We start from the raw sequence: 24,842 nt of genomic DNA on the forward strand, positions 1-24,842 counted from the left end.
GACGTGCCCGAGCTGCCGGAGGTCGAAGGACTGGCTGCCGCGCTGCGTGAGCGGCTGGAGGGTCGCGTCGTGGCCGAGGTGGCCCTGGCCAGCTTCAGTGCCCTGAAGACGGTGGACGTGCTGCCGCAATCGCTCCACGGCCGGCCGGTGGACGACGTGCGCCGGTACGGCAAGCTGCTGGACCTGGTGGTGGACGGGACGCACGTGGTGGTGCACCTGATGCGGGCCGGCTGGGTCACCTGGCACGACGAGGTCCCGCGCACCCGGCTGCGGCCGGGCGGCAAGTCCCCTGTGGCGGTGCGCATCACGCTCGACGACGGCTCGGGGATGGACCTGTACGAGGCCGGCACCCGCAAGGGCATGGCGGTGTATCTGGCCGACGATCCGGGCACCCTGGAGGCGCTCACCACCCTGGGGCCGGATGCGGTGAGCCTGCGCCCGCCGCTGGAGTCGCCGCCCCTGGTGGGTGTGGACACGACCACGGGGGAGGTGGGCGTCACCGCATCGACCACGCCCGAGGAGCGGGTGGCCTTCTGGGTCGAGGCGCTCGAGGGGCGGCGCACGCAGATCAAGCGGGTGCTGCGGGACCAGTCGGTGGTCAGCGGGATCGGGAACGGGTGGTCCGATGAGATCCTGCACACGGCGCGGCTCTCGCCCTTCGTGCTGGCGGCGACCCTGGAGGCCGAGGAGGTGGGGCGGCTGGCCGAGGCGGTGCACGAGGTGCTGGTGGGGGCGGCCGAGCGCGCGGTGGGCCGGGCGCCGGCGGACCTGAAGGACGGCAAGCGAGGCGGCATGCGGGTGCACGGGCGGACCGGCGAGGAGTGCCCGGTCTGCGGCGATGTGGTGCGCGAGGTGACCTACGCGGACTCGTCCCTGCAGTACTGCGCCACCTGCCAGACCGGTGGGCAGGTGCTGGCCGACCGCAGCACCTCGAAGTTCGTGAAGTGACGCCGCACCTCTGCGATGCTGGGGGCATGGACAACATCACGCCCCAGGACCTTCCCGACGACGCCGTCGTGCTCGACGTTCGCGAGCCCGAGGAGTGGGCCGCCGGCCACGCGCCGAACGCCGTGCACATCCCGCTGGCCGACGTCCCGGCCCGCGTCGACGAGCTCCCGGACCCCTCCACCGACGGCCCGCTGCCGGTGACCTGCCGCTCCGGTGGCCGCTCGAGCCGCGCCGTGCAGTGGCTGCAGGCCCAGGGCTACGAGGTCGTGAACGTCGACGGCGGCATGAAGGCCTGGTCCGCTGCCGGCAAGCAGGTGGTGTCCGATGCGGGGGAGCCCCAGGTCATCTGATCGCAGCCCTTCTGCCGGGGCATAGCCGGCTCTGCCGAAATCCGTAGATTCGCCTCGACGGAGCCATAGGCTGCCCCCGTGGACCCGATCACCAACCCGTACGCCCCCGGCGCCGGCCAACGCCCGCCCGAGCTCGCCGGCCGCGACGAGTACCTCCGCCAGTTCGACGTGGTGCTCGAGCGCATCCGGCGGGGCCGCCCGGACCGCAGCGTCCTGCTCACCGGCCTGCGCGGCGTCGGCAAGACGGTCCTCCTCAACGCCCTGCGCGGCCAGGCGGTACGGGCCAACTGGGGCACCGGCAAGCTCGAGGCGCGCCCCGACCAGTCGCTGCGCCGCCCGCTGGCCAGCGCCCTGCACACCGCCGTGCGCGAGCTGGGCCACCCGCAGCAGGAGGACGTCGACCACGTCCTGGGCGTGGTCAAGGCCTTCGCCCAGCGCGACGCCCCCGCCAACGCCAAGCTCCGTGACCGCTGGAGCCCCGGCATCGACGTGCCGGCGGTCTCCGGCCGGGCCGACTCCGGCGACATCGAGATCGACCTGGTCGAGCTGCTCACGGACGTCGGCGGGCTGGCGGCCGACGTGGGCAAGGGGGTAGGCATCTTCATCGACGAGATGCAGGACCTGGGGCCCGATGACGTCTCGGCCGTCTGTGCGGCGTTCCACGAGATCGGGCAGCAGGCTCTCCCGGTGCTTGTGGTCGGCGCGGGACTGCCGCACCTGCCGGCGGTGCTGAGCGCCAGCAAGTCGTACTCCGAGCGGCTCTTCCGCTACCACCGCATCGACCGGCTGGAGCGCGCGGAGGCCTACCGCGCCCTGCAGGCGCCGGCCGCCGACGAGGGCGCCGAGTGGCAGGACGACGCACTGGCGGCCATGTACGCCGCCACGGGTGGGTACCCGTACTTCATCCAGGCCTACGGCAAGGAGGTGTGGGACTTGGCGCCCCAGTCGCCGATCACGGCCGAGGACGTGCGCGTGGCGGCGCCGAGCGCCGAGGCCGAGCTGGCGGTCGGGTTCTTCGGGTCCCGCTACGAGCGCGCCACGCCGGGGGAGCGGGAGTACCTGCGTGCGATGGCTGAGGCGGCGATCACCGTGGCCGAGGAGGAGGTCGCCGCGGAGGCGGGCGGCGCCGGCTCGGGCGAGGAGGCCGTGGCCCCGGCGGAGTCGAAGGACCCGCTGACGCGGGCCGAGGAGGTCGAGGCGGTGCCGACCTCCGTGGTGGCCGAGGTGCTGGGCCGCAAGCCGCAGTCGCTCTCCCCGGCGCGCGACGCGCTCATGAAGAAGGGCCTGGTCTACGCACCGGAGCGCGGGAAGATCGCGTTCACCGTGCCCCACTTCGGGCGGTACCTGCGCAACAGTGCGTGAGGTGTCCGCGTACGGGTGATTTTGATCCTGAGACGCGTCCAGGCAAAGAGTTTGATCAAAGTGATCCACGGAGGACTCGGTTTGGGCGAAATTGATCCGGCTGGCGGCCGATTCTGATCCTTACGGGTGGTGTTTGAATCGCCCGGGTCTGGTGGAGGCTCTGATCCAACGGAAGGATGCAGAGCATGCCAGCACCAAGGAAGTACCCCGACGAGCTCCGTGAACCTGCTACGAGGATGACCCCCGAAGCCCGTCAAGACCCCGCTACGAGGTCTGGAGCAGTCCCGTCTTTCGCCATGTCGTGAAGCGGGCCGCAACATCATGCTGTGGGTCTCCCCCCACCCCTGGTGGTCCCGGCAGACGGCCATGCGGATCGCGTGTTCAGTGACCGTGGAGGCCAGGCAAGTGCTCCGTGGAGAAGAACGCGGAGAGGTCAGACCCGTGCCCCGCTGGATGCCGAGGGGGTGGAGGGCCGGCGTGGGTGAGTCCGGAGCGCCCAGAGAGCGCCGCCGACAGCGACGAGGACCTGCAGCGCACCGGTGAGCACCAGGGTGGTGCCGGCGCCAAGCCATCCGATGAGGGCGCCGCCAGCCAGGAGTCCCGCCGAGGTGCCCCCCGAATGGAAGACTGTCTGGGCGGTGAAGGCCGCGCGGCGCTCGTTGCCACGAGTCTGGTCGGTGATCACGCCGTTGAGGGCCGCAATCCCCCAGGGCATCGCGGCTCCGCCCACAGCGGCCAAGGCCACGATGCTGGTGAGGCTGGGTGCCACGAGTGGAAGGGCGATGAACACCGACCCGAGGATGGCCCAGGCGGTGAGCATCGTCGGCATCCGGGGGATCCGGTCGATGACCAGAGGAACCAGCATCGAGGCGATCACCGAGGCCGCTCCATACCCGCTCATGCCGGCGGCGATGAGGGCCCCGGGGCGGCCGTGATCCACCCCCAGGACGGCCAGTCCGAGGCTGAAGCCGAACCAGCACAGACCGCCGATCCCTGCCATGAGCACTCCCGCGGCGATCTGGGGGTGGGCTCTCAGTACCGTGCGCGCCGAGGTGGCGCGCTGCGGCGGTCCGCTCGGCGAGGCGTTGGCGGAGTCCTCCCCGGGAGTTGCCGGCGCGCCGGGGACGAGCGTGAAGGCCAGAGCTGCCGCCGCGATCACGACGGTCTCGCACCACAGCAGGGAAGAGGCCCCGAGCGCACTCACGCCCCACGCGCCCAAGGGAGGCGCGAAGACCATCGACACCCGGTGGGCCAGGTCCTGCCACGCGAGCCATTGGGCGGGTCCCGAGCGGCCTCCCTGTGCTAGGTGGGCATCGGCCAGGTCTGAGGCGAGGGAGCGCTGTGCTGGCCCGAGGAGTGCGCCGGCGGCACCGGAAATGAGGCCTGATGTGCACAAAGTTGCAGAGGTCACCTGTCCGTGCAGGGCAACCACCGGGACGACGGCGAGCCCCACGGCGTTCACGCCCATCACTGCCGCCAGGGGTCCCCCGCTGGTCAGGCGCTGGAGGATGCCGCGACCCCACCAGCCGACCGTCAGCAGCGGGAGCCCCGCCATGCCACCCACCAGTCCCGTGGCCCAAGCCTCTCCAGTCTCCTCGAGGGCGACGAGCGGCAAGGCGATGGCCGTCATGCGTGTGCCGATCCACGTGATGAAGGTGATGGCGGTCATGAGGAGGAGTCCGGTGCGCACGAGACGATCGTCCTGGTCGATCGTCGGCTCGGGTAGGTCCTGAATGGGGCCGCCAAGTCATACGCTTTGAGCATGAGGCCCCGGCTCACAGTGGATGACCTGATGCTCGTCGAGTCCGTGTCCCGGCACGGCTCGGTGGGCGCTGCTGCGCGCGAGCTGCTGACGACCCAGCCCTCGGCCTCTCGACGACTGGCCGCGCTGGAGCGGCGCCTGGGGGTCACGTTGTTCGAGCGGGACACCACCGGGGCTCGTGCGACGCCGGCGGGGCGGGAGTTGGCTCGACAGGCGGCTCGCCTGCTCTCGGAGCTGGAGGCCGTCCCCGCCCGAATCGCCGCGGCAGTGGAGGCCCCCAGCGTGAGCCTCGGCACGATCCAGGCGCTGGCACCCATGGTGTTCACTGCCGCTCAGATCGAGCTGGAGGGCATCAGGGTCCAGGCGGAGGTTGACCACGGACCGGTCCTGATCAGCGAGGTCGCGCAGGGGGTCCTGGACGCGGCGATCGTCACCATCGCCGATCAGTCCGTGCTCCCCCGGGGTGTCCGGGTCACGGAGCTCGGTGTCTCCCCGCTCGTCCTTGTGCTGCCGGCGGGGGCTGGGCCCCTACCGCGGGGGAGGAGGGGGCTGAAGGCGCGGGAGGTGGTCTACTCGTCCATCGACCTGGGCGCCGAGCGGCTCCACGCGGCGCTCTCCGAGGCCGGTGCGCGACCATGCCCGGGTCTCACTCTCGAGGCGACACTGCGGGTCGCCCGGCATCGTGGGATTCCCGCCGTGGTCCCCGAGTTCGCGGCCCGCTGGTGGGGTGCCGCCACGGATCAGGTACTGCCGTCCCCGGTGGCCGGAACCATCCGTTTGTCCCTCGTGGCCCGGTCCCCGGGCCCTCCCAGCCTGCTTGCTGCCCACCCGGCTCTGGCGGCACGAGTTCTCGGGGTGCCCGAGCGCCCTGCTGACGATGAGTAAGTCGCCCTCATGGTGTGGGGGCCCGAAGAGTACGCTCCTTGGCTCCACCGCCTTGAGCGCGTTTCACGGCAACGGGGTGAGCGATGGCCGGAAGCTCGTCCATTCGCGTCGCGAGGCTCGTGGTTGGGCCAGCCCGGCCGGCAGGAGCGCCCCACGCATGCCGCGTCCTGGGCGCGGCCGGCCATCAGCTCCGCCACGCGCAGGTCGAGGGGCTCGAGAAGCAGAGGCTGCGCGAGCTGCTGACGGTTCACGCTGCTTCCGGGTGGCTCGCGCGGAAGGCCTGCAGCGCGGCGATGCGCTCGGCAGGGCTCAGCACCCCGGCGAAGGGTGAGTTCTGGCGCAGCTCGCAGGCGCGGGGGGTGGTGCTGCAGAGGATCGTTCGCACGGCGTCGACGCCGCTGTCGAGGAGGCGTTCCCAGTCGCGCAGGTAGGCGGCCGTCATGCCGTCCTCGCGGTGTTGGGGGAGCCAGCGGTGGATGTTGTCGCGGGCCGTCTGGAGCACCTCGTCGGGTCGGGTGAGGAGGTGGCCGAGCATCGCTTGGTGCAGCCACAGGAGCTTGTGCTCCTCGCGGGTGAGGGCGCGGGCTGCGAGCAGCTCCTCGAGGTCCGACTGGCGGACGCGCCGGTGTGCGCCGATGCGGATGCTGGGCAGGTCTCCCCGGTCGCACAGGTCCACGACGTGCTGCCGCGAGACGCCGAGGATCTCGGCGACGCGTCCGGTCTTGAGCAGCGTGGTCTCCATGGGTCAAGGGTAGCGAAAACACCAGAAACACAACGTGCTCACGGTGTGGCTGTGGAGGGTGGTGCGGGCTTCCTGCCCGTGCTCGTCCACGGCCAGGAGGCCAGCGCCTGGCCTGCGATCGACTTCGCGCTGAGTGAGCGCCTCGACACCCGCGTGGGGTTGGAGGACGCCCTGCGGATGCCGAACGGGTCGCTGGCCAAGGGAAATGGTGAGCTGGTGCGTGAGGCTGCGCAGCGCATGTCCCGGGGCGGGTCCGGCACTGTGCCACGCTGGCCCGATGATGGTCGATGAGGTCCGCTACACCCGGGGCCAGGTCCCTGAGCGGGAGGCTCTGCGGGGTCTGTATGGCGCGGTGGGGTGGAGTGCGTACACCGACGATCTGGAGGGGTTGGTGCGCGGTGTCGAGGGATCAGCGGCAGTGGTCACCGCGTGGCGGGGTGAGGAGCTGGTGGGTCTGGCGCGGGTGATCTCGGATGGGCACACGATCGCGTACCTGCAGGACGTGCTGGTGCGTCCGGGGGTGCGGCGGCAGGGGGTGGCCTCGGAGCTGGTGCGGCGGGTGTTCGAGCCGTTCGCGCACGTGCGGCAGCAGGTGTTGCTCACCGATGCCGAGGAGGGGCAGCGGGCGTTCTATGCCTCGTTGGGTTTCCGGGAGACCCGGGAGTTCCCGAACGGTGGTCTGCGGGCGTTCGTTCGCCTCACCCATTGAGCAGGTCGGGGAGCCGGTGGTCGGTGCTCACACCCGCCCGGGGAGCGCCGCCTCGGAGCGAGTGCTCGCCATGGGTGGGTTCGAGCGCGTCGGGGAGGACGAGGGCGACGGCCGGCTGCGGAAGGTCTGGCGCTGGTTGCAGCGTCCCGTTCGTTGGATGAGCTATCCGGCGCGTGACGATCTCCCTTCACCAGCAGCGACCACGGAGGTCGACGGGCCCGCTGGGCCACGTCGTCCCTGCCCGCAGGGGCAGAACCAGCAGTGGCGGACCGGGTTCCTGGAAGGTTTCCCGCCCGTCCCGTCCGGTGTACCGCTCCGTGGCGCGAATGCGCTCCCATCCGCAGGCTCGGTAGAAGAGGACGACATCTTCTCGGCAGCCGAGGTATCCGAAGCTGATGTCCGCTTCCCGGCGCATCGCGTCCGCCGCGTGGGCCATGAGTCGGCGGCCGAGGCCGGTTCCGCGGACGCTGGGGTTGACCAGGACGCCGCCGGTGCCGGCCACGGTCACGGGTGCCCCGCCCACCTCGATCGTGCGTTGTTCCCACCCCACGTGGCCCAGGATCTGCTGTCCTCGGAGGGTGATGACGTGGACGTCGTGCCCGGCGTAGCCATACGGCTGGGCCGGGTCCCATTCGCCGTGGCTGTCGAGGTACTCGGCGTTGAAGAGTTCTCGCAGGCCAGCCAAGTGTTCGGCGGTGAGCTCGTGATGGGTGACGGTGCGCAGTGTGGCGGCTGAAGTAGGCGTCATCCAGCGCATGCTAGAGCGGCCGTGAGTGCTGGGCGACGAGTGCCTCGTTCGCTGCCCGCCAGTGCTCGACCATCGTGGCGCCTCCGTGGCCGTCCCCTTCGTCGAGGATCAACTGCGATCCGGGCCACGCTCGATGGAGGCGCCACGGCGTGATGGCGGGGCTGGAGATGTCGCGGCGGCCGTGGATGAGCGTTGCCGGGATCCCCGCCAGCCGCTCGCCCTGGTCGAGGATCGGGGGCTGGACGAAGCCGTCGTGGGACCAGTAGTGGGCGGTCAGCCGGAAGAACGCGATGCGGAACGCCTCGTCGTCCCACCGGGGGTCGCGGCGGAAACCACCGGCACCGATGGAGATGTGGGTGTCCTCCCACAGCGCCCACTCCCGGGAAGCTGCGTTGCGCACGCGGGGGTCGTCTGACTCCATGAGGTGGGCGTAGGCGTCGATGATGCGGCCCTGTCCACGTTGGTAGCCGATCCCTGCCTGTTCGGCGTGGGCAGCGAAACGGTCCCATGCCGCGGGGAAGACGGTGCCGACACCCTCGGTGATCCAGTCGACTTCGGAGCGGCTGGTCGTCGTGACGGCGAACAGGACGACGCCCAGCACCCTGTCCGGATGCGTGACGGCATAGGCAAGGGCGAGGGTCGATCCCCACGAGACGCCGTTGACGATCCACCGCTCGATCCCCAGATGCTCGCGCAGGACCTCCATGTCCGCGACCAGATGAGCTGTGTCGTTGTCCTGCAGCGAGGTCGAGGGGTCACTGGCGTGTGGTGTCGAGCGGCCGCACCCGCGCTGCTCGAACCCGATGACCCGAGTCCGTGAGAGATCGAACCGCCTTCGGTAGGCGCTGGTGCCGAGAGTCCCACCGGGGCCGCCGTGCACGTACACAGCCGGGACCCCCTGAGCTGTTCCCCACTCCTCCCAGTAGATGAGCTGACCACGGCCTACATCGAGCATCCCGGCATGAACAGGTTCTTCGGAGGCTGTCATGCCTCGATCCCAGCACATGCGAACACGCACTTCTGCCGCTCCTGGCCGTGGCGTCCAACCATGCCGGGCGTCAGCGGTCGGCAATGAGGGCCACCGTCTCCGCCGGTAGTGGCCGTTCGCTGAACAGGAGACAGGCTCCACCAGGCGCCGTTGTTGTGGATGGTGGTTCGCGCAGCCGGAGTCGTTCGGTTAGGGTGGTGCGCCAGTCGGTCATGCCGCCATCCGGCGCGGTCCTCACGCAGTCTCTCGCCGTGCGGACAGCAACCATGCGCCGGCCACCAGGGTGCTTCCGGCCAAGGGGAGTGCTACGGCTCCGAGGTGGTAGATGAGAACCCCACCTAGGGCTGCCCCAACGCCCGCCCCTCCGTAGAGACCGCTGATGCCCAGAGCGGCTGACAGCACCGCGCTGCTCGGGTCCACGCCGATGATGCTGGCCTGCATGGCGGGCCCCAGAGCCCAGGCGAAGAGCGACCACGCTGCCACGAGGAGCAGGAAGGGGACGCCGAAACCTCCACCGACCACGAGGTAGAGACCGATGGCCAGCAGTGCGATGGCGTGACCGCCGACGATGAGGAGACGGCCCGCCCTGGGTCCGCGGGCGTCGACCAGTGCTCCGCCGCCGAAGACGGCGGCGATGCCGACGATTCCGACCATCAGGAGGGTCCAGGTGACGGCGCTCGTGCTCGATCCGAGGTGCCCCTCGACGGTGGCGCCGAGGAAGTTGTAGAAGGTGAGTCCGCCGGCGCCGCAGAGGAACATCGCCAGCACGAGCGACAGGACCTGCCAATTGCGGACGGGGCGCAGCCGAGCCCTCAGTGGTGTCGGGTCGTTGCCCGGCACGCGGGGCGTCATGAGTGCGGAGAGGGCCGTCACCACCACGCTCACGAGGGCGATGAGCAGGAAGGTGGAGCGCCAGCCCCACGTGTGGCCGGCCCAGGAGCCGAGTGGCACACCGGTGAAGAGGGCGACCGTGAGTCCAGCTGTGGCCACAGCCAGGTAGCGGCCCTCGCTGCCGGCTGGCGCGCGGGTCCCCGCGATGGCCATGGCGGTGGGGGAGACGGCGGCTGCGGCGAGGCCGGCCACGATCCGCAGCAGGACGGCGAGGGCGAATGCGTCGACCCTGGCCATCAGGGCGTTGGCCACCGCGAACAGCAGCAGGCCCCCGACCAGTACGTGCTTCTTGTCCAGGCGGTCGGTGAGGGCGGCGATCAGTGGCGACCCGATGCAGAAGGCCAGACCGAACGCGGTGACCAGTAGCCCGGCCGTCCCGGCGGTCACCCCGAGGTCGGAGGCCACGTCGGGAAGGATCCCGGCAATGACGAACTCGTCTGTTCCCAGGGCCAGCGTCGCGGTGAATAGCAGGAGGAGCCAGGCGGGTGGGTGCTGACGCGCGCGACATGACCCGTCTTCGATGTTTGACGAACATCGAAGAAGTTAGCACGGGTACAGTGCTGCCATGGCGCGTGCAACCCATCCCGACATCGAGTCGGTGCAGCTGACGGACGTTCTGCACGCACTGGCCGACCCCATCCGGCTGGGCCTGGTGCAGTTGCTCAGTGACGATGAGGAACGGGCCTGGGGGCAGCTCGACGCGCCGGTGGCGCCCAGCACGCTGAGTCATCACCTCAAGGTGCTGCGGTCGGCAGGGATCACCCAGACGCGCATGGAGGGCACGCGGTGCTTCGTCCGCCTGCGGCGAGACGACCTCGAGGAGCGCTGCCCCGGTCTGCTGGATGCGACGGTGGCGGTCGCGTCCAGCCCGGGGTCGGGGCTGACGCCCATCGGGATCAAGCAGGAGTCGTGACGGTCAGTATGAACGGGGGCGCGGCAGTGTGAGCCAGACACCCACCGGATCGCGGACCGGACGCGGGGTGGCGGCGTTCGTTGCTGCCGGGTGCCTGGTGGCCGCCGTCGTGGTGGGTGGGCACCCGGTCGTGGGCCCGATGGTGGCTGTGGTCGCGCTCGTTGTGGTGGCCCACGGGGCGCGCCGGCAGGGCGGTACGGTGACGGGTGCGGGGAGCGTGGCGGCACTGGCGCTCTGTCTCGTGGCCGCGGTCTGGACGCTGCGGGGCGCGGGCGCAGCGCTCGAGGGGATGGGTGTCCCCGGTGCCGCTGGGATCGCCCTGTGGCCGGTTCCCCTGGTCCTGGCCGTCGGCCTGTACGTCGTGCTGAGCCGGTGGCGAGCCCTCCATCTGGTGACGGACTGGTTCCGTGCCGGGACCGTGAACCGGACCGGGGCGTGGTTGACGGTCGCGATCGTGCCCGTGTCCGCCCTGGCGCTGGTGATCTGGTCGTGGGCTGCCGCCGAGGACGGTGCCGGGCAGAACGCCTACCGCCAGCTCGCGGAGAACCAGGGCGTGCCCGTGCTCGTCCTCGGGGCGCTGGCGTTCTCGGCCGTGAATGCCGCCGCCGAGGAGTCCGCCTACAACGGGGTCGCGCAGCGGGCGCTCGGACTGGACCTGCGGGGGCCCGTGGCCGTCGTGCTCTCCGCCGCGATGTTCGGTGCGTCCCACTGGTACGGGTTCCCCAACGGGTGGTGGGGCGTGTGCCTCGCCGGGGTCTACGGCCTGGTGCTCAGCGTCCTGCGGCAGGTCTCACGTGGGCTCCTGCTGCCGTGGGTGGCCCACGTGCTCGCCGACCTCACGATCGTGGCCGTCCTGATGACCCTGTGGTGACCCAGCACGGCGCGTGAAGCGGTTGCGTTGCCCCGGTCGGTTGGACACGCGGTTCATGCTCGACGTGGTGCCCGATGGCCTCGGAGCGTCACCGTTGCCTCGTGTCGTCCTCGCAGCCGGCATCTTCACCGGCGCTTTCCGTCCTGTGGTGCAGCAGGTTCCTCGCCCCGGGACCTTGGGTGCCAAGCGTGTCCTCGGGGTTGACCAGGGTGCAACGGTCGACGGACAAGCACCCGCAGCCGATGCAGTCTGTCGCGGCGTCGCGCAGTGCGACGAGTTGGTCGATGCGAGCTTGCAGGTCCTGGTGCCACGCCGCGGAGACCCGCTGCCAGTCCCTCGTCGTCGGAGGGTGATCGTCAGGCAGCTCGGCCAGCGCCTCAGCGATGCGCGCGAGCGGTAGCCCCATACGTTGCCCTGCGCGGATGAAGGCCACACGTCGCAAGGTCCGGCGAGGGTATCGGCGCTGGTTGCCTGCGGTGCGTCTCGAGGCGATCAGGCCGAGGCTCTCGTAGTAGCGGAGCGTGGGGGGCGACACGCCAGCACGACGGGCCAACTGGCCAATCGTGATGTCGTGGCTCTCGTGCACATCGCTGAGCGTGCCCCCTCTGTGTCTTGACTTCAAGTGGACTTGAGCATGCAGTGTCTTCGGCCATGAGCACAGAGACCTCCCGCGGGGGTGACCCCAGGTTCTGCTGGTGGGCCGCGGGCAAGACCGTTAACAACGTGGCCGGCTTCCTTTGGTGGTTGGCGCATGACCGTGCCTGCGATCGCACGACAGGGCCGAGGCGACGTCCTGCGCCAGCGAGAGGAGGGTGGCGGTGAGCGGTGGTGACAGGTCCACCGGTCGTGTCTGCAAGGTCTTCTCGGGCCCTGTGCGCTGGCGGCTGGTTGCGGCGGTCTGTGCCCTGGCGGTGGCCAGCGTCGTGCACATGGTCCTGCCGTGGTTCCTCGGGCGGATCGTCGACGAGGGTCTGCTGGCCGGCGACCGTGGCGCGCTGATCGGGTGGTCCGTGGGCCTGTTCGGGGTCTCTCTGCTGAACCCCTTGTTCTATGTCATGGGGTATCGGCAGATGGGTTTGGCGGAAGCCGAGGTCGAGCGCCGCCTGGCCGAGGAGCTGGCGTCTGCTCTGACTGTCAGCCGGCGGCCGGGGAGGGTGAGCCGTGCCCCGGGGGACGTCGTCACCCTGCTGTCCACCGACGGCCGGGACGTGGCTGCCCTGTGTTCCACCGTCGGCCATGGGGTGATGAATGTCGTGGCGTTCACGCTGGGCACCGTCATGGTGTGGCGGATCGACCCGGTGCTGGGGGGAGTCCTCCTCGTCGGGGTCGTGGCTGCCACGGGGATCGCGGGCCCGCTCCTGGGGCGGCTGACGGGGCATCAGCAGGGGTACCGCAGCGAGCTGGCCGAGCTGGGACGGCAGGCGAACGACTTGGTCAGCGGGCTGCGAGTCCTGCGCGGCATCGGGGGTGAGGGACAGTTCCTGGCCCGCTACACCGCACAGTCCAAGAGCCTGCGTGGGGCGGCCCATCGGATGACGGTCTCCGGCACGTGGGTCCAGGCCCTGCAGCAGGCGGTCCCCCTGGCGTATCTGGCGGTCATCACCTGGGTGGGAGCCCGCTTGGCGGTGGCCGGTTCGATCTCGGTCGGAGACCTGAGTGCGGCCTTCGGCTACGCCACCGGCCTGCTCATGTACTCGGGGTCCCTGTTGGGCAACGCCCAACAGCTGGTGGCAGCACGGGTGGGGGCTTCGCGCCTTGCCCACGCGCTGGCACCTCGAACCCCGGACGGGCCGGAGGCCCCCGCCGGACACGACAGGTCGTCGGCCGTGGATGTCGTGCTCGCAGATCTGCCGGTGTCACAGGGCATGCTGACGGTCGTCGTCACGGATCACCCGGCCGGGGTCTCCGGCATCTTCCACCACATCGCCCGGAGCCCGTATGAGGCGAGTCGTCTCCTCGCCGGTCACGGTGATGTCGCACCCCTGAGGGTGCTCGTGGTGGACGACGGGGACCACCTGTTCGCCGGGTCGCTGCGGGACGTCGTGAACACACCCGACGACACTGCCGCACAGCGCGCCCTCAGCGTGGCTTGTGCTGAGGACGTGGTCGTACGCGGGGGCGCGGGTCTGGACGGATGGGTGGCCGAGGGGGGACGCAACCTGTCGGGAGGGCAGCGTCAGCGTCTCGCCCTCGCCCGGGCGGTGGCGGCAGATCCGGACGTGCTGCTGGCCGTCGATCCGACGGTGGCGCTGGATGCCGTCACCGAGGCGGAGGTGGCACGACGACTGGCCCGGTGCCGACGGGGCAGGACCACCGTCGTGGTCAGCCCGTCGACGGTGTGGCGCAGGCACGCGGATCGCGTGGTCGAGTGGGGACCGCTGCCCGCGACCAAGAGGGGGGAGGCCCGGTGAACGTCCTCCGTGACTCCCTGCTGCCCGTCGCCTCGCCTCGCACCGTCCGACGAGCCGGCGCAGCCGTTCTGGGGCGGGAAAGGTGCACGGTCCTCCTCATCTGCGTGCTGTACCTGTCCGCGGCAGCCGCCGGGGTCGCCCTCCCGGTGGGGTTGGGGAAGGTGGTGGACGGCGTCCGGGAGGGCTGGACGACACAACAGGTGGACACCACCTGCGCTGCCCTCCTGGGATGCGTTGCGCTCCAGCTGCTGCTGACACGCGCCGGCCGGTGGACCGCCCACCGCTTCGGTGACCGTGCATCGGCCGCGATACGTGAGCAGGCGATGGCCAGGGTGCTGCGGCTACCGATGAGAACCATCGAGCGGGCGGGGACAGGCGATCTGGCCACCCGCGTCACCGGGGACGTCGACGTCGTCGCCACGATGTTCCGTACGACGGGTCCCGAGATGGCGGCGGCCGCGCTCGAGGTGGGTGTCGTGGTGGGAGCGGCGTTCCTGGTCGACCCCTTGCTGGCACTCCTGCTGGCCGTCGTGCTGCCCCCGCTGGTGGTGGCCGGGCGCACCTACACCCGTCGAGCCCGCCCTGTGCTGATGTCCGAGCGGGCGGCTCTGGGCGACCTGTCCACATCCCTGACGGCCACCGCAGTCGGACGGCGGACGGTCGAGGCGCACGGCCTCGGGGCGAACCGTGCTGCCCAGGGCCGTGACCTGGCCGGACGCCGACGGGCGATGCAGCACCAGGTCCTGAACCTGCGGTGCTGGTTCCTGCCCACGCTCGACCTCGCGTACACCCTGCCAGTGTTCGCCATCCTGTGCGGTGGGGGCCTGATGGCCCTTGCCGGGGGCGTCAGCACAGGCTCGGTCGTGGCGTGCACGATGCTGGCCTACCGCCTCTCCGGCCCCCTCGACCGCATCATGTACTCCCTGACCGAGCTCGAGGAGTCTATGGCGGCCCTGTCTAGAGTCGAGGGCCTGGGCCTCCTCCGCCCGGACCCCCGGACCCGACGACCCCGTGGCAGCGGAGTCGAGCTGCAGGACGTGGTCTTTAGCTACGACGACCACCAACAGGTCCTTCGCGGCCTGAGCCTTGCTGTCGCTCCGGGAGAGCACCTGGCCGTCGTCGGTCCGTCGGGAGCCGGGAAGTCCACGGTGGCCTGGCTCGTCGCCGGGATCGAGCGTCCGCGGTCCGGCCACGTGCTCGTCGGAGGGGCGCCCACCGCGGAGATCGACGCAGAGGTCATGCGGCGCACCGTGATGCTGCTGAGCCAGGAGCAGCACGTCTTCGCCGCCACGGTGAGGGACAACCTCACACTGGCACGGCGCGGCGCTGACGACGCCACGCTGCTGGATGCCCTGCACCGGGTGGGTGGCGCCTGGGTCGCAGACCTGCCCGACGGTCTCGACACGCTCGTGGGCGAGGGAAACCACGTCCTGTCGACCTCGCAGAGCCAGCAGATTGCCCTCGCACGCGTGCTGCTGGCCGACCCGGCCGTGGTCATCCTGGACGAGGCCACCGCCGGATCCGGCCCCCGCAGATCCGGGCATGAAGAGGTGAGCGTGGCGTCGGTACTGGCGGGGCGGACACGCATCACCATCACGCACCAGCTTGCCGCTGCCCTGACAGCCGATCGGGTCGCCGTCATCGAGGAGGGCCGTATCTCCGAGGTCGGACCTCCAGCGGAGCTTCTCGCGCGCGAGGGCAGCCTCTCGCGCCTGTGGCAGATGGCTGGCGGGATCGTCTAGTCGCCACCGAGCGGGCCGAACCGCGCCCCGTATGGACCTCGGGTGTGGGAGCGTGAGTCGCTGATCGCCCCTGGTCGCGACAAGTTCGGCTATCGCGTCTACCACGATGCCGACGTTCAGGCAGCGATCGTTGTGCAGACACTGCGGGGTGCGGGCTTGGGGATTCCGCGAGTCCGTGAGGTGATGGCGGGTGCGAAGAGGGGATCTGGCGTCCAGGACCTCATGCGTGCCCTCAACCAACGCGAGAACGAACTGCGAGTACAGAAGCGTCGGGCCGCGCGCGGGGTCAGTTCCGTGCATCGCTATCTCGAGATGAGTCAGCCCTCACCAGCCGGCAGTGGCTGTGGGTGCGACTAGTCGGTGGACAGGTGCGGTGCCGTGTCGGGGGGGGCACGCTGGCAGTCTGACCCTCATGACTCCTGATGAGCCGCCTGCCCTGCTGCGCCAGGTTGCCCTGCCGCGTGACCTGGGGGACGGACTGGTTCTCGAGCCGCTGGGTCCTGAGCACGCTGCGGACTTCGCGCGGCTCGTAGAGGCCAACCGAGAGCACCTGGGGCGGTGGATGACGTGGGTGTGGTCGCCGTTCGGCGAGGAGGCTGCTGCCGCCGAGGTCGCCCGGTTGAGTGCTTGGGAGGAAGGCGCACGGACGGTGGCTTTCGCTGTCGTCAGGGACGGGTGCATGGTCGGGTTCGCCCAGCTGTTCGGCATCGGGTGCTTCCATCTGGGCGCGGAGGTCAGCTACTGGGTGGGCCGGGCGGAGGCCGGGCGGGGTGTTGCGACCGCCGTGGTGCGCGAGCTGTGTCGGCTCGGTTTCGATGACCTGGGGTTGCACCGCATCGAGCTGCGGTGCGCGGTCGAGAACGTGGCCTCCCAGCGGGTGGCGGAGAAGGCCGGTTTCCAGTGTGAGGGGGTGCTGCGTGATGCGTGGCGAGTGCGGGACGTGTGGCAGTCGCTGGTGGTGTACTCGCGGTTGGCGGGGGACGCCACTCGGGTCCGTGGAGGGGTTGGGCAGGTTGGGGGAAATCCCACCATGACGGCTCAGGACCTCAACGATGTGCTCGAACTTGAGCGAGAACTGCAGTCCCCTTCCGCGAGAGGTGATGCCCATCGTCTGGCTGAGCTTCTCTCACCCGAGTTCGTCGAGATCGGGGCCTCCGGAAGGCGATGGGACCGGGCGGCGATTCTGGGCCTCCTCTCCCAGGAGCCCTCCGATTCTGACCGCCCCCTCATCGAGATGAGCAACCTCGAGGCGCGGACTCTGTCCCCGGGGCTGGTCCAGGTCTTCTGGGATTCTGACCAAGGGGGACGACGTGCACGGCGCACATCCCTGTGGCGATCGGCGCCGGCCGGCTGGCAGCAGGTCTATCACCAGGGGACCTTGCTTCCCTGAGGGCTACAGCGGTGAGGTGCTGATGCCGTCGAGAGACTCCTCTCGAGAGAGTCAGTTCCACTGATGCAGCCCGATCCCCAGGGTCGCGGCCACCCTCTCGCTCGCGACCTGTGCCCTCGACTCTTCCCAGGCGGATGAGTTCGTTGATCGCGTTACGGGACGAGCCGCTGGGTCCTGAGCGCTGCGGACACCACCGCCGGTGGGCGAAGCCGCCCCCGCACCTCGCGGTCAACGCGGTGCGCGGACGAGGCGGTCACCCAGCGGAGTGCGCAGGTGCCAGACAGTGGTGCCTTCGCGATGCCGGTCAACCAGGCCGGCGGACGCGAGGACGTCGAGATGGTGATGGGCGGTCGACAGGGCAATGCCCAAGGCGTGGGCGACGTCACTGGTGGCAGCGGGAAAGTCCAGGTGGGCCAGGGCGCGGGCTCGTGTGCGACCGACCAGGCGGTCGAGGGCCTGAGTCGGCGGGGACGCCCAGTCACTGGTGGCGTTGCGAGCGGGGTAGAGAACCGTGGGTGGCCGCGCCGGGTCGGTGCTGGTCTGGACGTTGGGCCAGCCGAAGATCGTGGGGACCAGGATGAGCGCGCGGCCGGGCCCGGTGTCGTCGGCATAGCGGGATGAGGTGCGCACGATGGCCTGCCCGGTCCACATGAGGGTGGGGTGCAGTCCGTTGATCATGGCCCCGAAGCCTGCGCTCGCGACGCTGGCTGCACGGGCGTGGATGTCTGCCAGCAGAACCTGGCGCATGGCCGGCCAGAGCGGCTCGATCGCCTCCTGCCAGAGGGCGTCGACGGCCTCGGCGAGAGCTGCCGCGGTGCCGTCCGGATCGTCGGCCAGGCGGCTGACCGTGGTGGGGTCTGCCCGGCCGTCCTGGACGAGCTCGCCCAGCTGGGCAGTGATCTCTTCGGCAGGGGTGGCGCGGATCAGCTCTGCGACCACAGCGGGGTCTTCCGTCATCGGGGTGAGGAAGTCAGGGACGTAGCCCCGGGCGGTGATGACCTGGGTGAGCGTTGCGAGTGATGTGGTGGGAGCGGCGGCACGAACGTCGCGCAGGAGCGCCCGATGGGCGGGGAACCGTGCTGGGGCCACCAGTGCCCGGACGATCCGGACGAGCTCGTGGGCCGGGGAGGTGGTGAACCTGGCCGAGGCGACGTCCGAGGAGTCCAGACGGATCACGATGGACTTTCGATCCATCTCGAAAGAGTAGCCGTCGCCCGGTGCGACTGACAGCGTGACGGCCATGACTGCGACCCCTTTGCCCTACGCCTCCGAGCCCGTCGCTTCACCGTTCGGGTACGGCATCCATCACGTTCAGCTGGCCATCCCGCCCGGTGCCGAAGACGAGGCGCGAAGCTTCTACGTCGATCTGCTCGGCCTCCTCGAGGTCGCCAAGCCACCGGTGCTGGCTGCCCGAGGTGGGCTGTGGGTGCGTGCTGATCGCCTTGAGATCCATCTCGGCATCGAGCAGGACTTCCGCGCCGCGGCGAAGGCTCACCCGGGCATCTTGGTCACTGACCTGGACGCCCTGGACGGTCACCTGACCGGCCAGGGCGTGGCGACAACCTGGGACGCCAACTTCCCCGGCATGCGCCGGTTCTACGTGCACGACCCCTTCGGCAACCGCATCGAGTTCCTCCAGCCTGCGGTGGAGTGAGGGCTCCGTCCCCTCACCCGTAGTGGTACCGGCAGGCTGCGATGCGGATCTCGTCCTCGGTGACCTTGTGGACGAGGCGGTGCTCGTCGGTGATGCGGCGGGACCAGTACCCGGCGAGGCTGTGCTTCAGGGCCTCGGGCTTGCCGGTGCCCTCGTTGCCGTTCCGGGCGACGTCCTTGAGCAGGGTGTTGATCCGCTTGAGCACCTTGCGGTCCTGGGCCTGCCACCAGAGGTAGTCCTCCCAGGCGTTCTCGTCCCAGACCAGGCGCACGTCAGTCGGTCTCGATCAGCTCGTGCTCGGTGCCGCCGCCGGCCTCGAGGCGGTCCATGGCGTCGAGCAGGCGGCGGGCGTTGGCCGGGGACCGCATGAGGTAGGCGGTCTCGCGGAGGGACTCGTACTCCTCCAGGGACACGATGACGACGGGCTCGTGCCCGGCGCGGGTGATGACGACCTCCTCGCGGTCGTCCACCACGTGGTCGAGCACCTCGGCGTATCGCCGGCGTGACTCGGTGTAGCTGAGCGTCTTCACGGCCCCTCCTGGTGTATGTACAGAAAAGTGTACATCCACTAGGAGGGGTTGATTGCCTTGGTGGTGATGGGCTCGCGCCCTGCTCAGGGGGAATGGCTACCGTGGCGCCATGCTGCCCGACCCGCTCGGGGCCGCCTGGCCGCGCCGTGATGCGGAACTCACCCTGCGCCCGGTGACGCTCGGGGATGTCGACGCCATGGTCACCTACCGCAGTCATCCGGAGGTGGTGCGCTACCTCATGCACGACGTGCTCGAGCGCGATGCGGTGGCCGCCCGCGTGGAGGAGCGCACGGGTCCGGTTGAGCCCGGTGCCACGAAGGTGGTGCGTGGTGCGGTGATCGAGCTGGAGGGTCGCGTGGTGGGGGACGTGATGATGGCCGTCAAGCGCCGGGAGTCGGGTGACGACGAGCTGTGGATCGGCTACGCCCTGCACCCCGACCTGTGGGGGCGTGGCCTGGCCACGCGGGTGGTGCGCCTGCTGGTGTCGCTCGCCGACGAGATGGGCCTGGTGGCCTGCGCGCACACCCGTCCGGGGAACGTTGGTTCGGAGCGGGTGCTGGCCAAGGGTGGGTTCGAGTGCGTCGGGGAGGACGAGGCCGACGGCATGCTGCGGAGGGTCTGGCGGCGGCCGGGGTGGGAGGGTTGAGTCATGAGGTTCGGCTACGAGGTCTTCCACGACGACGTGCGGGTCCCGGCTCGGTTCTACGTGTCGGTCCTGGGTTTCACGCTCGACGGCCCGGAGGGCCTCACGGAGAGCACGGACTACTGCACGGTGACGCGTGACGGGCTGACCGTGGGGTGCAGTCGGATGGTTGGGGCGCCCACCACCCCGCGCAAGCCGCCGGTGGGCAGCGAGATCGTCCTGCGCGTGGAGGACGTGCATCGTGAGCACGATCGGGTCCGGGCGGCCGGATGGCCCGTCGAGGACCCGCTGCAGGAGCGGCCCTGGGGTCTGACCGACTTCCGGGTGTTCGACCCGACCGGCCAGTACCTCCGCATCACCAGCTCGCACGGCGCCGCGTCACCGTCCGTGGCCTGACGCCGATCTGTGCGCCGGCTTGCGCTCGGTGGACCATCGGGGCATGACCTCCCCGCTGCCCCCCCCCGCCCTGGACGAGCTGGTGGGCCGGCGGCGGTCGACGCGGGGCCACTGTGGATTTGGGCCGGCGGCGTTGACTGCGGGGAGGCCCACGGAGTCGTGAGAGAGGAAACCGGCATGGACGTCATCGTCATCGGGGGTGGGATCGCCGGACTGGCGACGGCCGTCGGGCTGGCCCGGGCCGGTCGTGCGGTCACGGTCCTGGAGCGGCGGGAGCGGATCGAGGAGCTCGGTGCGGGGGTCATCCTGTGGCCCAACGCCCTGCGAGCCCTCGGCGAGCTGGGGCTGCGGGAGCAGGTGCACGGCGTGGCGGAGCTCGAGGCCGTCGGTGGCTTCCGGCGGCCGGACGGGACGTGGCTCAACCGCCTCGATGGCCGGCGGTTCTCCGCGGCGCACGGCGAGGTGGCCGCCATCCACCGTGGCGACCTCATCGACCTGCTCCATGAGGCGGCAGTCGAGGCAGGTGCCGAGATCCGCTGCGGGCAGGCGGTTGCTGCGGTGGAACCCGATCCGGGGGGTGGGGCCATCGTCGTGATGGAGGACGGCCGCCGGGTGTCGGCAGAGCTCGTCATCGGGGCGGACGGCTTGCGCAGCGCGGTGCGGGAAGCTGCGTTCCCTGCCGCCGGCGCGCCGCGGTCGACGGGCCTCACCGCTTGGCGCTGGGTCGTCGACGCCGCGGCGTCCGGGCTGCCGGCGCCCCTCGTGCCGAGCGTGACGATCGGGGCCGGCACGGAGCTGGGGGTCGTGCCGCTGCCCGGGGGCCGGGCGTACTGCTACTTCTCCAGCGTCCGGAGGCCCGACGGGGCGACGCCGGGACCCGAGCTGGGCCGGGAGTGGCACGACCCCGTGCCCGCCCTCGTGGCCGCGGGCGAGGCCGGCGGCATGCTCTGCCACGAGCTCTGGGACCTCCCGCCGATGCCGAGCTTCGTCCACCCGGAGCTGCCCGTCGCGCTGGTCGGCGACGCAGCCCACGCCATGACGCCGCACCTGGGGCAGGGGGCGGCGCAGGGGCTGGAGGACGCTGCCGCGCTGGCCCGCCTCGTGAAGACGACCGGTGACGCCCGTGAGTTGCTGGGCGCCTACGACCGGGAGCGAGGTGACCGGGCCCGCGCCGTCCAGCGGGCCTCCCGGCAGGCGATGGGGGCGCTCACCATCACCCACCCCGCCCTCGTCGCCGTGCGGGACACCCTGATCAGGCTCCTGCCGGGCGTCGTCGTCGAGCGCGCGATGGCCCGCTGGGTGCGAACCGGCTGAGCGCGGCCTTGAGTGTTGGGGCGGGAATCTCGCTGGACGGCGCGGGGCCCGCGAGGGACGATCGTGCGCACGGATGTGGAGGACGAGATCTCAGCGGGGTGGGCCGGGGTTGACCAAGCTGATCCGACGGCGACGATCGAGTACTTCCGGGCGTGGCGTGATCGCGACCCCGGCAGCGGGGTGCTCACCTTCGAGCTGGCCAGCGCCTATGACTGGGCCGGGCGGGAGCAGGAAGCGATTCCCCTCTACGAGCAGGCGATCCGGAGTGGGCTGGCCGCTGACCGTGATCGGCAGGCGCGCATCCAGCTGGGGAGCAGCCTGCGGAACGTGGGCCATCCGGCCGAGGCGGCGGAGGTCCTGCGCGGGGCGGTCGCGGACTACCCGGACAGTGGCGCCGCGGTCTGCTTCCTGGCCCTGGCGCTGGCGGAGCTGGGTGAGGGTCGGGAGGCCACAGGCCGACTCATCACGCTGGTCACGGAGCGGCAGGTGGACGATGACGTGGCGGACTACCGTCGGCCACTCTCGGCCTATGCGCAGGAGCTGTGGGCCGAGGGCGGCTGACCGCCGAGCCCACGTGCGGCCCTGAGCCGGCTCCGCCTCAGAGCGCCTGGGCCCAGCGCCCGTGGTGGTGGGTGAAGTACGCCGGGGTGCCGTCCTGCGCGAGCACGAAGGACGACGCTCGTGGCGAGCGCGGCATGCCCGGCAGGATGCTCGCCCCCTCGTTGGCCAGCCACAGGTCCGCCTCGGCGCGCACCAGGTCGGCGAACTCCGCCCGCACCCGGGGCGGGACGTAGGCCAGGACGGCCGAGTGCTGCACCACCACCGTGGCTCCCGGGGCCGCCCGGCGGGCCTGCGCCACCAGTGCCGGCAGCCCGGCCAGGAGGTCACCCCGCACCAGGTGGATCTCCTCGCTCCGGGCCACACCCACCGCGGCCCGGAGCCGCTCGCGGCGCTCCTCGTGCTCCGGCCAGACGAGCGTCTCGAGCCAGTCCGTCGCCTCCCGGTCCCGGACGTCCAGCGGGTTGAGATCCAGCCCACCCCGCCACACCACCTCGGGCAGGCGCTCCGGCGCGGGCAGGCCGCGCAGCTCGCACTCCAGCACCACGGACGAAGGCCCGTCCACGGGATCCAGGGTCAGCTCCGCGTCACCGGTGAAGCGGTAGGAGTACCGGTCGGGCAGCAGGCAGAGACCGGCGGCCGCACCCACCTCGAGGAGCGCGACGGGGCCCTCCACCCGGGACAGGGCCGGGAGCAGCGTGGCGCAGCGGGCGGCCTCGTTGGTCTGGGTCGACCGGCTCTCGATGGTCGACCGGACGGCCGGCCACCGGGTCGTCAGCACCTTGCGCAGCGGGGCGTAGTCGGGCCGGGAGGCCTCCGCCCCGTGCGCGCGGGCGGCCGCGAACACCAGATTCGGCTGGCGCTTGGGCTCGGGCAGCTCCGTGAGCAGGGCCAGCACCTCGTCGTCCTCGGCGACCCCGGCAGCCCAGGCGGTGAATACCGGCGAGTCCCCGGCCTCGTGCGCGGCGAAGTTCCGGTAGAAGTCCCGGGTCGGCAGGTCACCTTCGACAGAACGCATGCCGTCACGCTACGGCCGCGCGGCCCGGCACCCCCGGATTGGTCCACTCCAGCGTGTAGCGGAAGCCCAGCCGGCGGCGGATGCGGGCGCCGGGCAGGGCGGTGCGGGCAGCTCGGCGGATCGCCCCGACGCTCTCGGCAGGGTCGGCCATCGGCACCTTTCCCCAGGGAGGCGGACCCTGCGAGACCCACGGGTGGCGTACGTACCCGATGACGGGGTTGGTCACCACCGAGGCCGCCTCCCAGGCCAGGTCGCCGGGACCGGCGGGGCGGGCGAGCCCGACGCACAGGAACCTCCCGCCCGGGCGCAGGATCGCGGCGACCTGGCGCAGCGCCTCGTCCAGGTCGAGGTGGTGCAGCACCGCGACCATCGTGACCAGGTCGACGCCCTCCCCCTCGGCGAGCTGCCCGAGGCGCGCGTCGTCGATGGAGACGTTCGGCAGGCCGGCGCAGCGGCGGGTGGCCGCTTCCCGCATCGCCGGGTCGATGTCGGTCCCGTGGACGTGCTCGAACCGCTCGGCCAGCAGGGCGGCCAGCTCGCCCCGGCCGCACCCCAGGTCGAGTGCCCGGCCACGTCGGGCGGGGAGGCGGGTGAGGATCCAGGGGTGGAATGCCTCGTTGTGGTTCCACGGGTGGCGGGCGTTCAGCCGGTCGAGCCAGTGGCCAGCCCTCCTCCGGGTGTCGTCCGGCGGGTGCGGGGTGCTCATGGGCCCACTGTGCCGGAGGCCCGCCGTCCGAGCCCTGGTCCGAAGGAGCCAGCCCGAGCTGGGGACCACCCCTCCGAACCCTTGCCCTGCGGAGGGTCCCCGGCCGTCAGCCCTTCGCGTCGTAGGTGACCTCGACGGTCTCGAAGCCGGCGGCCCCCAGCAGGCTCTCCAGCATCGCGGTGGTGTTGTGCTCGGCCCGCTGGACCATGCCGGTGTCACCGCCCGAGGCCGCCTCGCGCATCTGCTCCACGGCCTTCTTCTGCGCCTCGGCCTCGAGCTCCGAGCCCTTGAAGCGATCGGCCAGTCCCCGGTCGTGCTCCACCACGTAGGACTCCTCGACGTCGAGTGAGGGCTCGTCGAGCACCGGCTCGGGCAGGCTGACCTCGACGGTGCTCCCGTCCTCGGAGACGGTCACGCTCTGCTCCCCGAGGCCCGAGAAGTCCACCACCGCGTCCACCTCGCCCTTGCCGACGTAGAGGATCCGCTCGCCGCTGATCCACCCCGGCAGGTGCTCGGTGTCCTTCTCCAGGTCCACCACGGTCTCGAAGTATCCGGTGGCCGCGTGGAACTCCTCGATGTCCTCCAGCTGCTTGAGCACCGACGGCCCGGTCCGGTCCACCGTCTCGGTCTCGAAGAGGCTCCACCGGGAGAGCAGGCTCCCCCCGAACAGCGCGACGGCCGCCAGCAGCAGGGCCAGGGCGACGACCGCGCCGATGACCGCCCACAGGCAGCCCGAGAGCCTCCGCCCGCGGGGCCGTCCGTGCGTGATCGCGGTCGCGCCGCTGTCCTCGGTCATGGGCTGGAGGATAGCCGCGGGTGTGGCGGGGCAGGCCTCACGGGAGGTCGCGCCAGAGGATGAGGAGGTCGACCGGCCCATGGGTGGGGTGGATGAACCCACCGGGGGCGGCGCCGATGGTGCGGAACCCCTCCGGCTCGTAGAGCCGCACGGCGCCAGACGACCCCCTGGCGCCGCCGACGCCCTGGTGGCCCTGGTGTGGTCCTTCCTCGACGCCCGGAGTGGCAGGTCGGTGTTCTGGGTGCTGCTGGTGTGGGCGGTCGTGGGCCTGGTGCTCGGCGCCCTGGGGGCGCTGCAGGCGCAGGGCCTCGACGACCCGCTGGACCGCGGCATCCTGCTCGACGACCTCAAGGGCCTGCCCCTGATGGGGGGCCTGCTCACCCTCGTGCCGGCGCTGGTCGGCGCGATGGTGGGCTGGGTGATCCGCGGCCTCGGGGGGTCCGGGCGGTAGAGGGAGCCCCCGGACGCGCCGGGGCACGCTGGCACAATGCCTTTCCCACCCCCCATCGGAGGAG

The 24,842-nt window shown here is 71.1% G+C and carries 30 protein-coding genes; 18 read left to right on the forward strand and 12 right to left on the reverse strand.

The window, feature by feature from the left end; genetic code table 11:
* Window positions 1-3: 3 nt before the first annotated feature.
* The 3 genes from KSED_RS00550 to KSED_RS00560 all read left to right on the forward strand — a co-directional run bounded on the left by KSED_RS00550 (window position 4) and on the right by KSED_RS00560 (window position 2,660).
* On the forward strand, window positions 4-948 hold the full coding sequence (locus KSED_RS00550; RefSeq protein WP_012801625.1) for a DNA-formamidopyrimidine glycosylase family protein: 945 nt from the start codon (window positions 4-6) through the stop codon (window positions 946-948).
* A 26-nt stretch (window positions 949-974) separates the two neighbouring features.
* Window positions 975-1,298: a rhodanese-like domain-containing protein gene (locus tag KSED_RS00555; RefSeq protein ID WP_012801626.1), complete on the forward strand. Its 324-nt coding sequence runs from the start codon at window positions 975-977 to the stop codon at window positions 1,296-1,298.
* Window positions 1,299-1,376: 78 nt separating this feature from the next.
* On the forward strand, window positions 1,377-2,660 hold the full coding sequence (locus tag KSED_RS00560; RefSeq protein ID WP_012801627.1) for an ATP-binding protein: 1,284 nt from the start codon (window positions 1,377-1,379) through the stop codon (window positions 2,658-2,660).
* Between the two features lie 433 nt (window positions 2,661-3,093).
* On the opposite strand, the gene KSED_RS00565 is transcribed toward KSED_RS00560, so the two are convergent.
* Window positions 3,094-4,350: an MFS transporter gene (locus KSED_RS00565; RefSeq protein ID WP_012801628.1), complete on the reverse strand. Its 1,257-nt coding sequence runs from the start codon at window positions 4,348-4,350 to the stop codon at window positions 3,094-3,096.
* 72 nt (window positions 4,351-4,422) lie between these two features.
* Between KSED_RS00565 and KSED_RS00570 the strand changes: the two genes are divergently transcribed.
* Window positions 4,423-5,307, forward strand: a complete 885-nt coding sequence (locus KSED_RS00570) for a LysR family transcriptional regulator (RefSeq protein WP_041290811.1) — start codon at window positions 4,423-4,425, stop codon at window positions 5,305-5,307.
* Window positions 5,308-5,554: 247 nt separating this feature from the next.
* Here the strand turns inward: KSED_RS00570 and KSED_RS00575 are convergent, their stop codons facing one another.
* Complete coding sequence (locus KSED_RS00575) at window positions 5,555-6,049, reverse strand: helix-turn-helix domain-containing protein (RefSeq protein ID WP_012801630.1); 495 nt, start codon at window positions 6,047-6,049, stop codon at window positions 5,555-5,557.
* Between the two features lie 51 nt (window positions 6,050-6,100).
* Here KSED_RS00575 and KSED_RS14795 point away from each other — a divergent pair, with 51 nt between their 5' ends.
* Both KSED_RS14795 and KSED_RS00585 read left to right on the forward strand, forming a co-directional pair.
* Window positions 6,101-6,340 carry a 3-keto-5-aminohexanoate cleavage protein gene (locus tag KSED_RS14795; protein WP_049758253.1) on the forward strand — a complete coding sequence of 80 codons (240 nt, stop codon included), beginning with the start codon at window positions 6,101-6,103 and terminating at the stop codon, window positions 6,338-6,340.
* Entirely contained in the window at window positions 6,327-6,758 is a 432-nt protein-coding gene (locus KSED_RS00585; RefSeq protein WP_012801631.1) for a GNAT family N-acetyltransferase, read from the forward strand. The genes KSED_RS14795 and KSED_RS00585 overlap by 14 nt, the downstream gene beginning before the upstream one ends.
* A 187-nt stretch (window positions 6,759-6,945) precedes the next feature.
* Here KSED_RS00585 and KSED_RS00590 read toward each other — a convergent pair whose 3' ends face one another.
* The 3 genes from KSED_RS00590 to KSED_RS00600 all read right to left on the reverse strand — a co-directional run bounded on the left by KSED_RS00590 (window position 6,946) and on the right by KSED_RS00600 (window position 9,907).
* Entirely contained in the window at window positions 6,946-7,506 is a 561-nt protein-coding gene (locus KSED_RS00590) for a GNAT family N-acetyltransferase (protein ID WP_012801632.1), read from the reverse strand.
* Between the two features lie 10 nt (window positions 7,507-7,516).
* Entirely contained in the window at window positions 7,517-8,512 is a 996-nt protein-coding gene (locus KSED_RS00595) for an alpha/beta fold hydrolase (RefSeq protein ID WP_308699669.1), read from the reverse strand.
* 216 nt (window positions 8,513-8,728) lie between these two features.
* Window positions 8,729-9,907, reverse strand: a complete 1,179-nt coding sequence (locus KSED_RS00600; protein ID WP_115306687.1) for an MFS transporter — start codon at window positions 9,905-9,907, stop codon at window positions 8,729-8,731.
* A gap of 43 nt (window positions 9,908-9,950) precedes the next feature.
* On the opposite strand from KSED_RS00600, the gene KSED_RS00605 reads away from it, so the two are divergent.
* Together KSED_RS00605 and KSED_RS15075 are read left to right on the forward strand one after the other, a co-directional pair.
* Window positions 9,951-10,298 (forward strand): ArsR/SmtB family transcription factor, encoded by a 348-nt coding sequence (locus tag KSED_RS00605; protein WP_012801635.1) that lies wholly within the window; start codon window positions 9,951-9,953, stop codon window positions 10,296-10,298.
* 28 nt (window positions 10,299-10,326) lie between these two features.
* Complete coding sequence (locus KSED_RS15075; RefSeq protein WP_198479769.1) at window positions 10,327-11,169, forward strand: CPBP family intramembrane glutamic endopeptidase; 843 nt, start codon at window positions 10,327-10,329, stop codon at window positions 11,167-11,169.
* Between the two features lie 88 nt (window positions 11,170-11,257).
* Here the strand turns inward: KSED_RS15075 and soxR are convergent, their stop codons facing one another.
* Window positions 11,258-11,755 (reverse strand): redox-sensitive transcriptional activator SoxR, encoded by a 498-nt coding sequence (gene soxR, locus KSED_RS00615; protein ID WP_012801637.1) that lies wholly within the window; start codon window positions 11,753-11,755, stop codon window positions 11,258-11,260.
* Window positions 11,756-11,987: 232 nt separating this feature from the next.
* Between soxR and KSED_RS00620 the strand changes: the two genes are divergently transcribed.
* Genes KSED_RS00620 through KSED_RS13965 form a run of 4 tightly spaced genes read left to right on the forward strand, consistent with a single transcriptional unit; the run spans window position 11,988 to window position 16,712 of the window.
* Window positions 11,988-13,580, forward strand: coding sequence for an ABC transporter transmembrane domain-containing protein (locus tag KSED_RS00620; protein WP_012801638.1), 1,593 nt, complete (start codon window positions 11,988-11,990; stop codon window positions 13,578-13,580).
* Window positions 13,577-15,322, forward strand: coding sequence for an ABC transporter ATP-binding protein (locus tag KSED_RS00625; protein WP_012801639.1), 1,746 nt, complete (start codon window positions 13,577-13,579; stop codon window positions 15,320-15,322). Before KSED_RS00620 ends, KSED_RS00625 begins: the two co-directional genes overlap by 4 nt.
* Before the next feature lie 42 nt (window positions 15,323-15,364).
* The gene (locus KSED_RS15710) at window positions 15,365-15,679 is read left to right on the forward strand and encodes a MerR family transcriptional regulator (RefSeq protein ID WP_012801640.1); all 315 of its coding nucleotides are present in this window, start codon (window positions 15,365-15,367) and stop codon (window positions 15,677-15,679) included.
* Window positions 15,680-15,734: 55 nt separating this feature from the next.
* On the forward strand, window positions 15,735-16,712 hold the full coding sequence (locus KSED_RS13965) for a GNAT family N-acetyltransferase (protein WP_143827315.1): 978 nt from the start codon (window positions 15,735-15,737) through the stop codon (window positions 16,710-16,712).
* A 228-nt stretch (window positions 16,713-16,940) separates the two neighbouring features.
* Here the strand turns inward: KSED_RS13965 and KSED_RS00640 are convergent, their stop codons facing one another.
* On the reverse strand, window positions 16,941-17,906 hold the full coding sequence (locus KSED_RS00640) for a winged helix-turn-helix domain-containing protein (RefSeq protein ID WP_012801642.1): 966 nt from the start codon (window positions 17,904-17,906) through the stop codon (window positions 16,941-16,943).
* Window positions 17,907-17,952: 46 nt separating this feature from the next.
* Here KSED_RS00640 and KSED_RS00645 point away from each other — a divergent pair, with 46 nt between their 5' ends.
* Window positions 17,953-18,366, forward strand: coding sequence for a VOC family protein (locus KSED_RS00645; RefSeq protein WP_041291019.1), 414 nt, complete (start codon window positions 17,953-17,955; stop codon window positions 18,364-18,366).
* A 13-nt stretch (window positions 18,367-18,379) separates the two neighbouring features.
* Here KSED_RS00645 and KSED_RS00650 read toward each other — a convergent pair whose 3' ends face one another.
* On the reverse strand, window positions 18,380-18,637 hold the full coding sequence (locus KSED_RS00650) for a Txe/YoeB family addiction module toxin (RefSeq protein ID WP_012801644.1): 258 nt from the start codon (window positions 18,635-18,637) through the stop codon (window positions 18,380-18,382).
* A 1-nt stretch (window position 18,638) separates the two neighbouring features.
* Window positions 18,639-18,896, reverse strand: coding sequence for a type II toxin-antitoxin system Phd/YefM family antitoxin (locus KSED_RS00655; RefSeq protein WP_012801645.1), 258 nt, complete (start codon window positions 18,894-18,896; stop codon window positions 18,639-18,641).
* A 109-nt stretch (window positions 18,897-19,005) separates the two neighbouring features.
* On the opposite strand from KSED_RS00655, the gene KSED_RS13250 reads away from it, so the two are divergent.
* From KSED_RS13250 to KSED_RS00675, 4 genes are all read left to right on the forward strand, one after another.
* A complete protein-coding gene (locus KSED_RS13250) occupies window positions 19,006-19,542 on the forward strand; it encodes a GNAT family N-acetyltransferase (RefSeq protein ID WP_012801646.1) in 537 nt (178 codons plus the stop codon).
* Between the two features lie 3 nt (window positions 19,543-19,545).
* A complete protein-coding gene (locus KSED_RS13255) occupies window positions 19,546-19,935 on the forward strand; it encodes a VOC family protein (RefSeq protein ID WP_012801647.1) in 390 nt (129 codons plus the stop codon).
* Between the two features lie 177 nt (window positions 19,936-20,112).
* Window positions 20,113-21,249, forward strand: coding sequence for an FAD-dependent oxidoreductase (locus KSED_RS00670; protein WP_012801648.1), 1,137 nt, complete (start codon window positions 20,113-20,115; stop codon window positions 21,247-21,249).
* A gap of 63 nt (window positions 21,250-21,312) precedes the next feature.
* Window positions 21,313-21,810, forward strand: a complete 498-nt coding sequence (locus KSED_RS00675; protein WP_041290814.1) for a tetratricopeptide repeat protein — start codon at window positions 21,313-21,315, stop codon at window positions 21,808-21,810.
* A gap of 37 nt (window positions 21,811-21,847) precedes the next feature.
* Here the strand turns inward: KSED_RS00675 and KSED_RS00680 are convergent, their stop codons facing one another.
* The 3 genes from KSED_RS00680 to KSED_RS00690 form a co-directional block, all read right to left on the reverse strand.
* Window positions 21,848-22,825, reverse strand: a complete 978-nt coding sequence (locus KSED_RS00680; RefSeq protein ID WP_012801650.1) for a DUF2332 domain-containing protein — start codon at window positions 22,823-22,825, stop codon at window positions 21,848-21,850.
* Window positions 22,826-22,829: 4 nt separating this feature from the next.
* The gene (locus KSED_RS00685; protein ID WP_012801651.1) at window positions 22,830-23,531 is read right to left on the reverse strand and encodes a class I SAM-dependent methyltransferase; all 702 of its coding nucleotides are present in this window, start codon (window positions 23,529-23,531) and stop codon (window positions 22,830-22,832) included.
* Between the two features lie 106 nt (window positions 23,532-23,637).
* Window positions 23,638-24,327, reverse strand: coding sequence for a DUF4230 domain-containing protein (locus KSED_RS00690; protein ID WP_012801652.1), 690 nt, complete (start codon window positions 24,325-24,327; stop codon window positions 23,638-23,640).
* A gap of 79 nt (window positions 24,328-24,406) precedes the next feature.
* Here KSED_RS00690 and KSED_RS00695 point away from each other — a divergent pair, with 79 nt between their 5' ends.
* Window positions 24,407-24,778, forward strand: a complete 372-nt coding sequence (locus KSED_RS00695) for a hypothetical protein (protein WP_041290816.1) — start codon at window positions 24,407-24,409, stop codon at window positions 24,776-24,778.
* Window positions 24,779-24,842 lie beyond the last annotated feature (64 nt).

Source organism: Kytococcus sedentarius DSM 20547 (assembly GCF_000023925.1).
GTDB classification, from domain to species: domain Bacteria; phylum Actinomycetota; class Actinomycetes; order Actinomycetales; family Dermatophilaceae; genus Kytococcus; species Kytococcus sedentarius.

What these genes read in the sequence shown, in the direction of transcription:
- KSED_RS00555 (WP_012801626.1), top strand. Translation starts at nt 975, where the DNA reads ATGGACAACATCACGCCCCAGGACCTTCCCGACGACGCCGTCGTGCTC.
- KSED_RS00570 (WP_041290811.1), top strand. Translation starts at nt 4,423, where the DNA reads ATGAGGCCCCGGCTCACAGTGGATGACCTGATGCTCGTCGAGTCCGTG.
- KSED_RS00575 (WP_012801630.1), bottom strand. Translation starts at nt 6,049, where the DNA reads ATGGAGACCACGCTGCTCAAGACCGGACGCGTCGCCGAGATCCTCGGC.
- KSED_RS00585 (WP_012801631.1), top strand. Translation starts at nt 6,327, where the DNA reads ATGATGGTCGATGAGGTCCGCTACACCCGGGGCCAGGTCCCTGAGCGG.
- KSED_RS00590 (WP_012801632.1), bottom strand. Translation starts at nt 7,506, where the DNA reads ATGACGCCTACTTCAGCCGCCACACTGCGCACCGTCACCCATCACGAG.
- KSED_RS00595 (WP_308699669.1), bottom strand. Translation starts at nt 8,512, where the DNA reads ATGTGCTGGGATCGAGGCATGACAGCCTCCGAAGAACCTGTTCATGCC.
- KSED_RS00605 (WP_012801635.1), top strand. Translation starts at nt 9,951, where the DNA reads ATGGCGCGTGCAACCCATCCCGACATCGAGTCGGTGCAGCTGACGGAC.
- KSED_RS13965 (WP_143827315.1), top strand. Translation starts at nt 15,735, where the DNA reads ATGACTCCTGATGAGCCGCCTGCCCTGCTGCGCCAGGTTGCCCTGCCG.
- KSED_RS00640 (WP_012801642.1), bottom strand. Translation starts at nt 17,906, where the DNA reads ATGGATCGAAAGTCCATCGTGATCCGTCTGGACTCCTCGGACGTCGCC.
- KSED_RS00645 (WP_041291019.1), top strand. Translation starts at nt 17,953, where the DNA reads ATGACTGCGACCCCTTTGCCCTACGCCTCCGAGCCCGTCGCTTCACCG.
- KSED_RS13250 (WP_012801646.1), top strand. Translation starts at nt 19,006, where the DNA reads ATGCTGCCCGACCCGCTCGGGGCCGCCTGGCCGCGCCGTGATGCGGAA.
- KSED_RS13255 (WP_012801647.1), top strand. Translation starts at nt 19,546, where the DNA reads ATGAGGTTCGGCTACGAGGTCTTCCACGACGACGTGCGGGTCCCGGCT.
- KSED_RS00670 (WP_012801648.1), top strand. Translation starts at nt 20,113, where the DNA reads ATGGACGTCATCGTCATCGGGGGTGGGATCGCCGGACTGGCGACGGCC.
- KSED_RS00680 (WP_012801650.1), bottom strand. Translation starts at nt 22,825, where the DNA reads ATGCGTTCTGTCGAAGGTGACCTGCCGACCCGGGACTTCTACCGGAAC.
- KSED_RS00685 (WP_012801651.1), bottom strand. Translation starts at nt 23,531, where the DNA reads ATGAGCACCCCGCACCCGCCGGACGACACCCGGAGGAGGGCTGGCCAC.
- KSED_RS00690 (WP_012801652.1), bottom strand. Translation starts at nt 24,327, where the DNA reads ATGACCGAGGACAGCGGCGCGACCGCGATCACGCACGGACGGCCCCGC.
- KSED_RS00695 (WP_041290816.1), top strand. Translation starts at nt 24,407, where the DNA reads ATGGGTGGGGTGGATGAACCCACCGGGGGCGGCGCCGATGGTGCGGAA.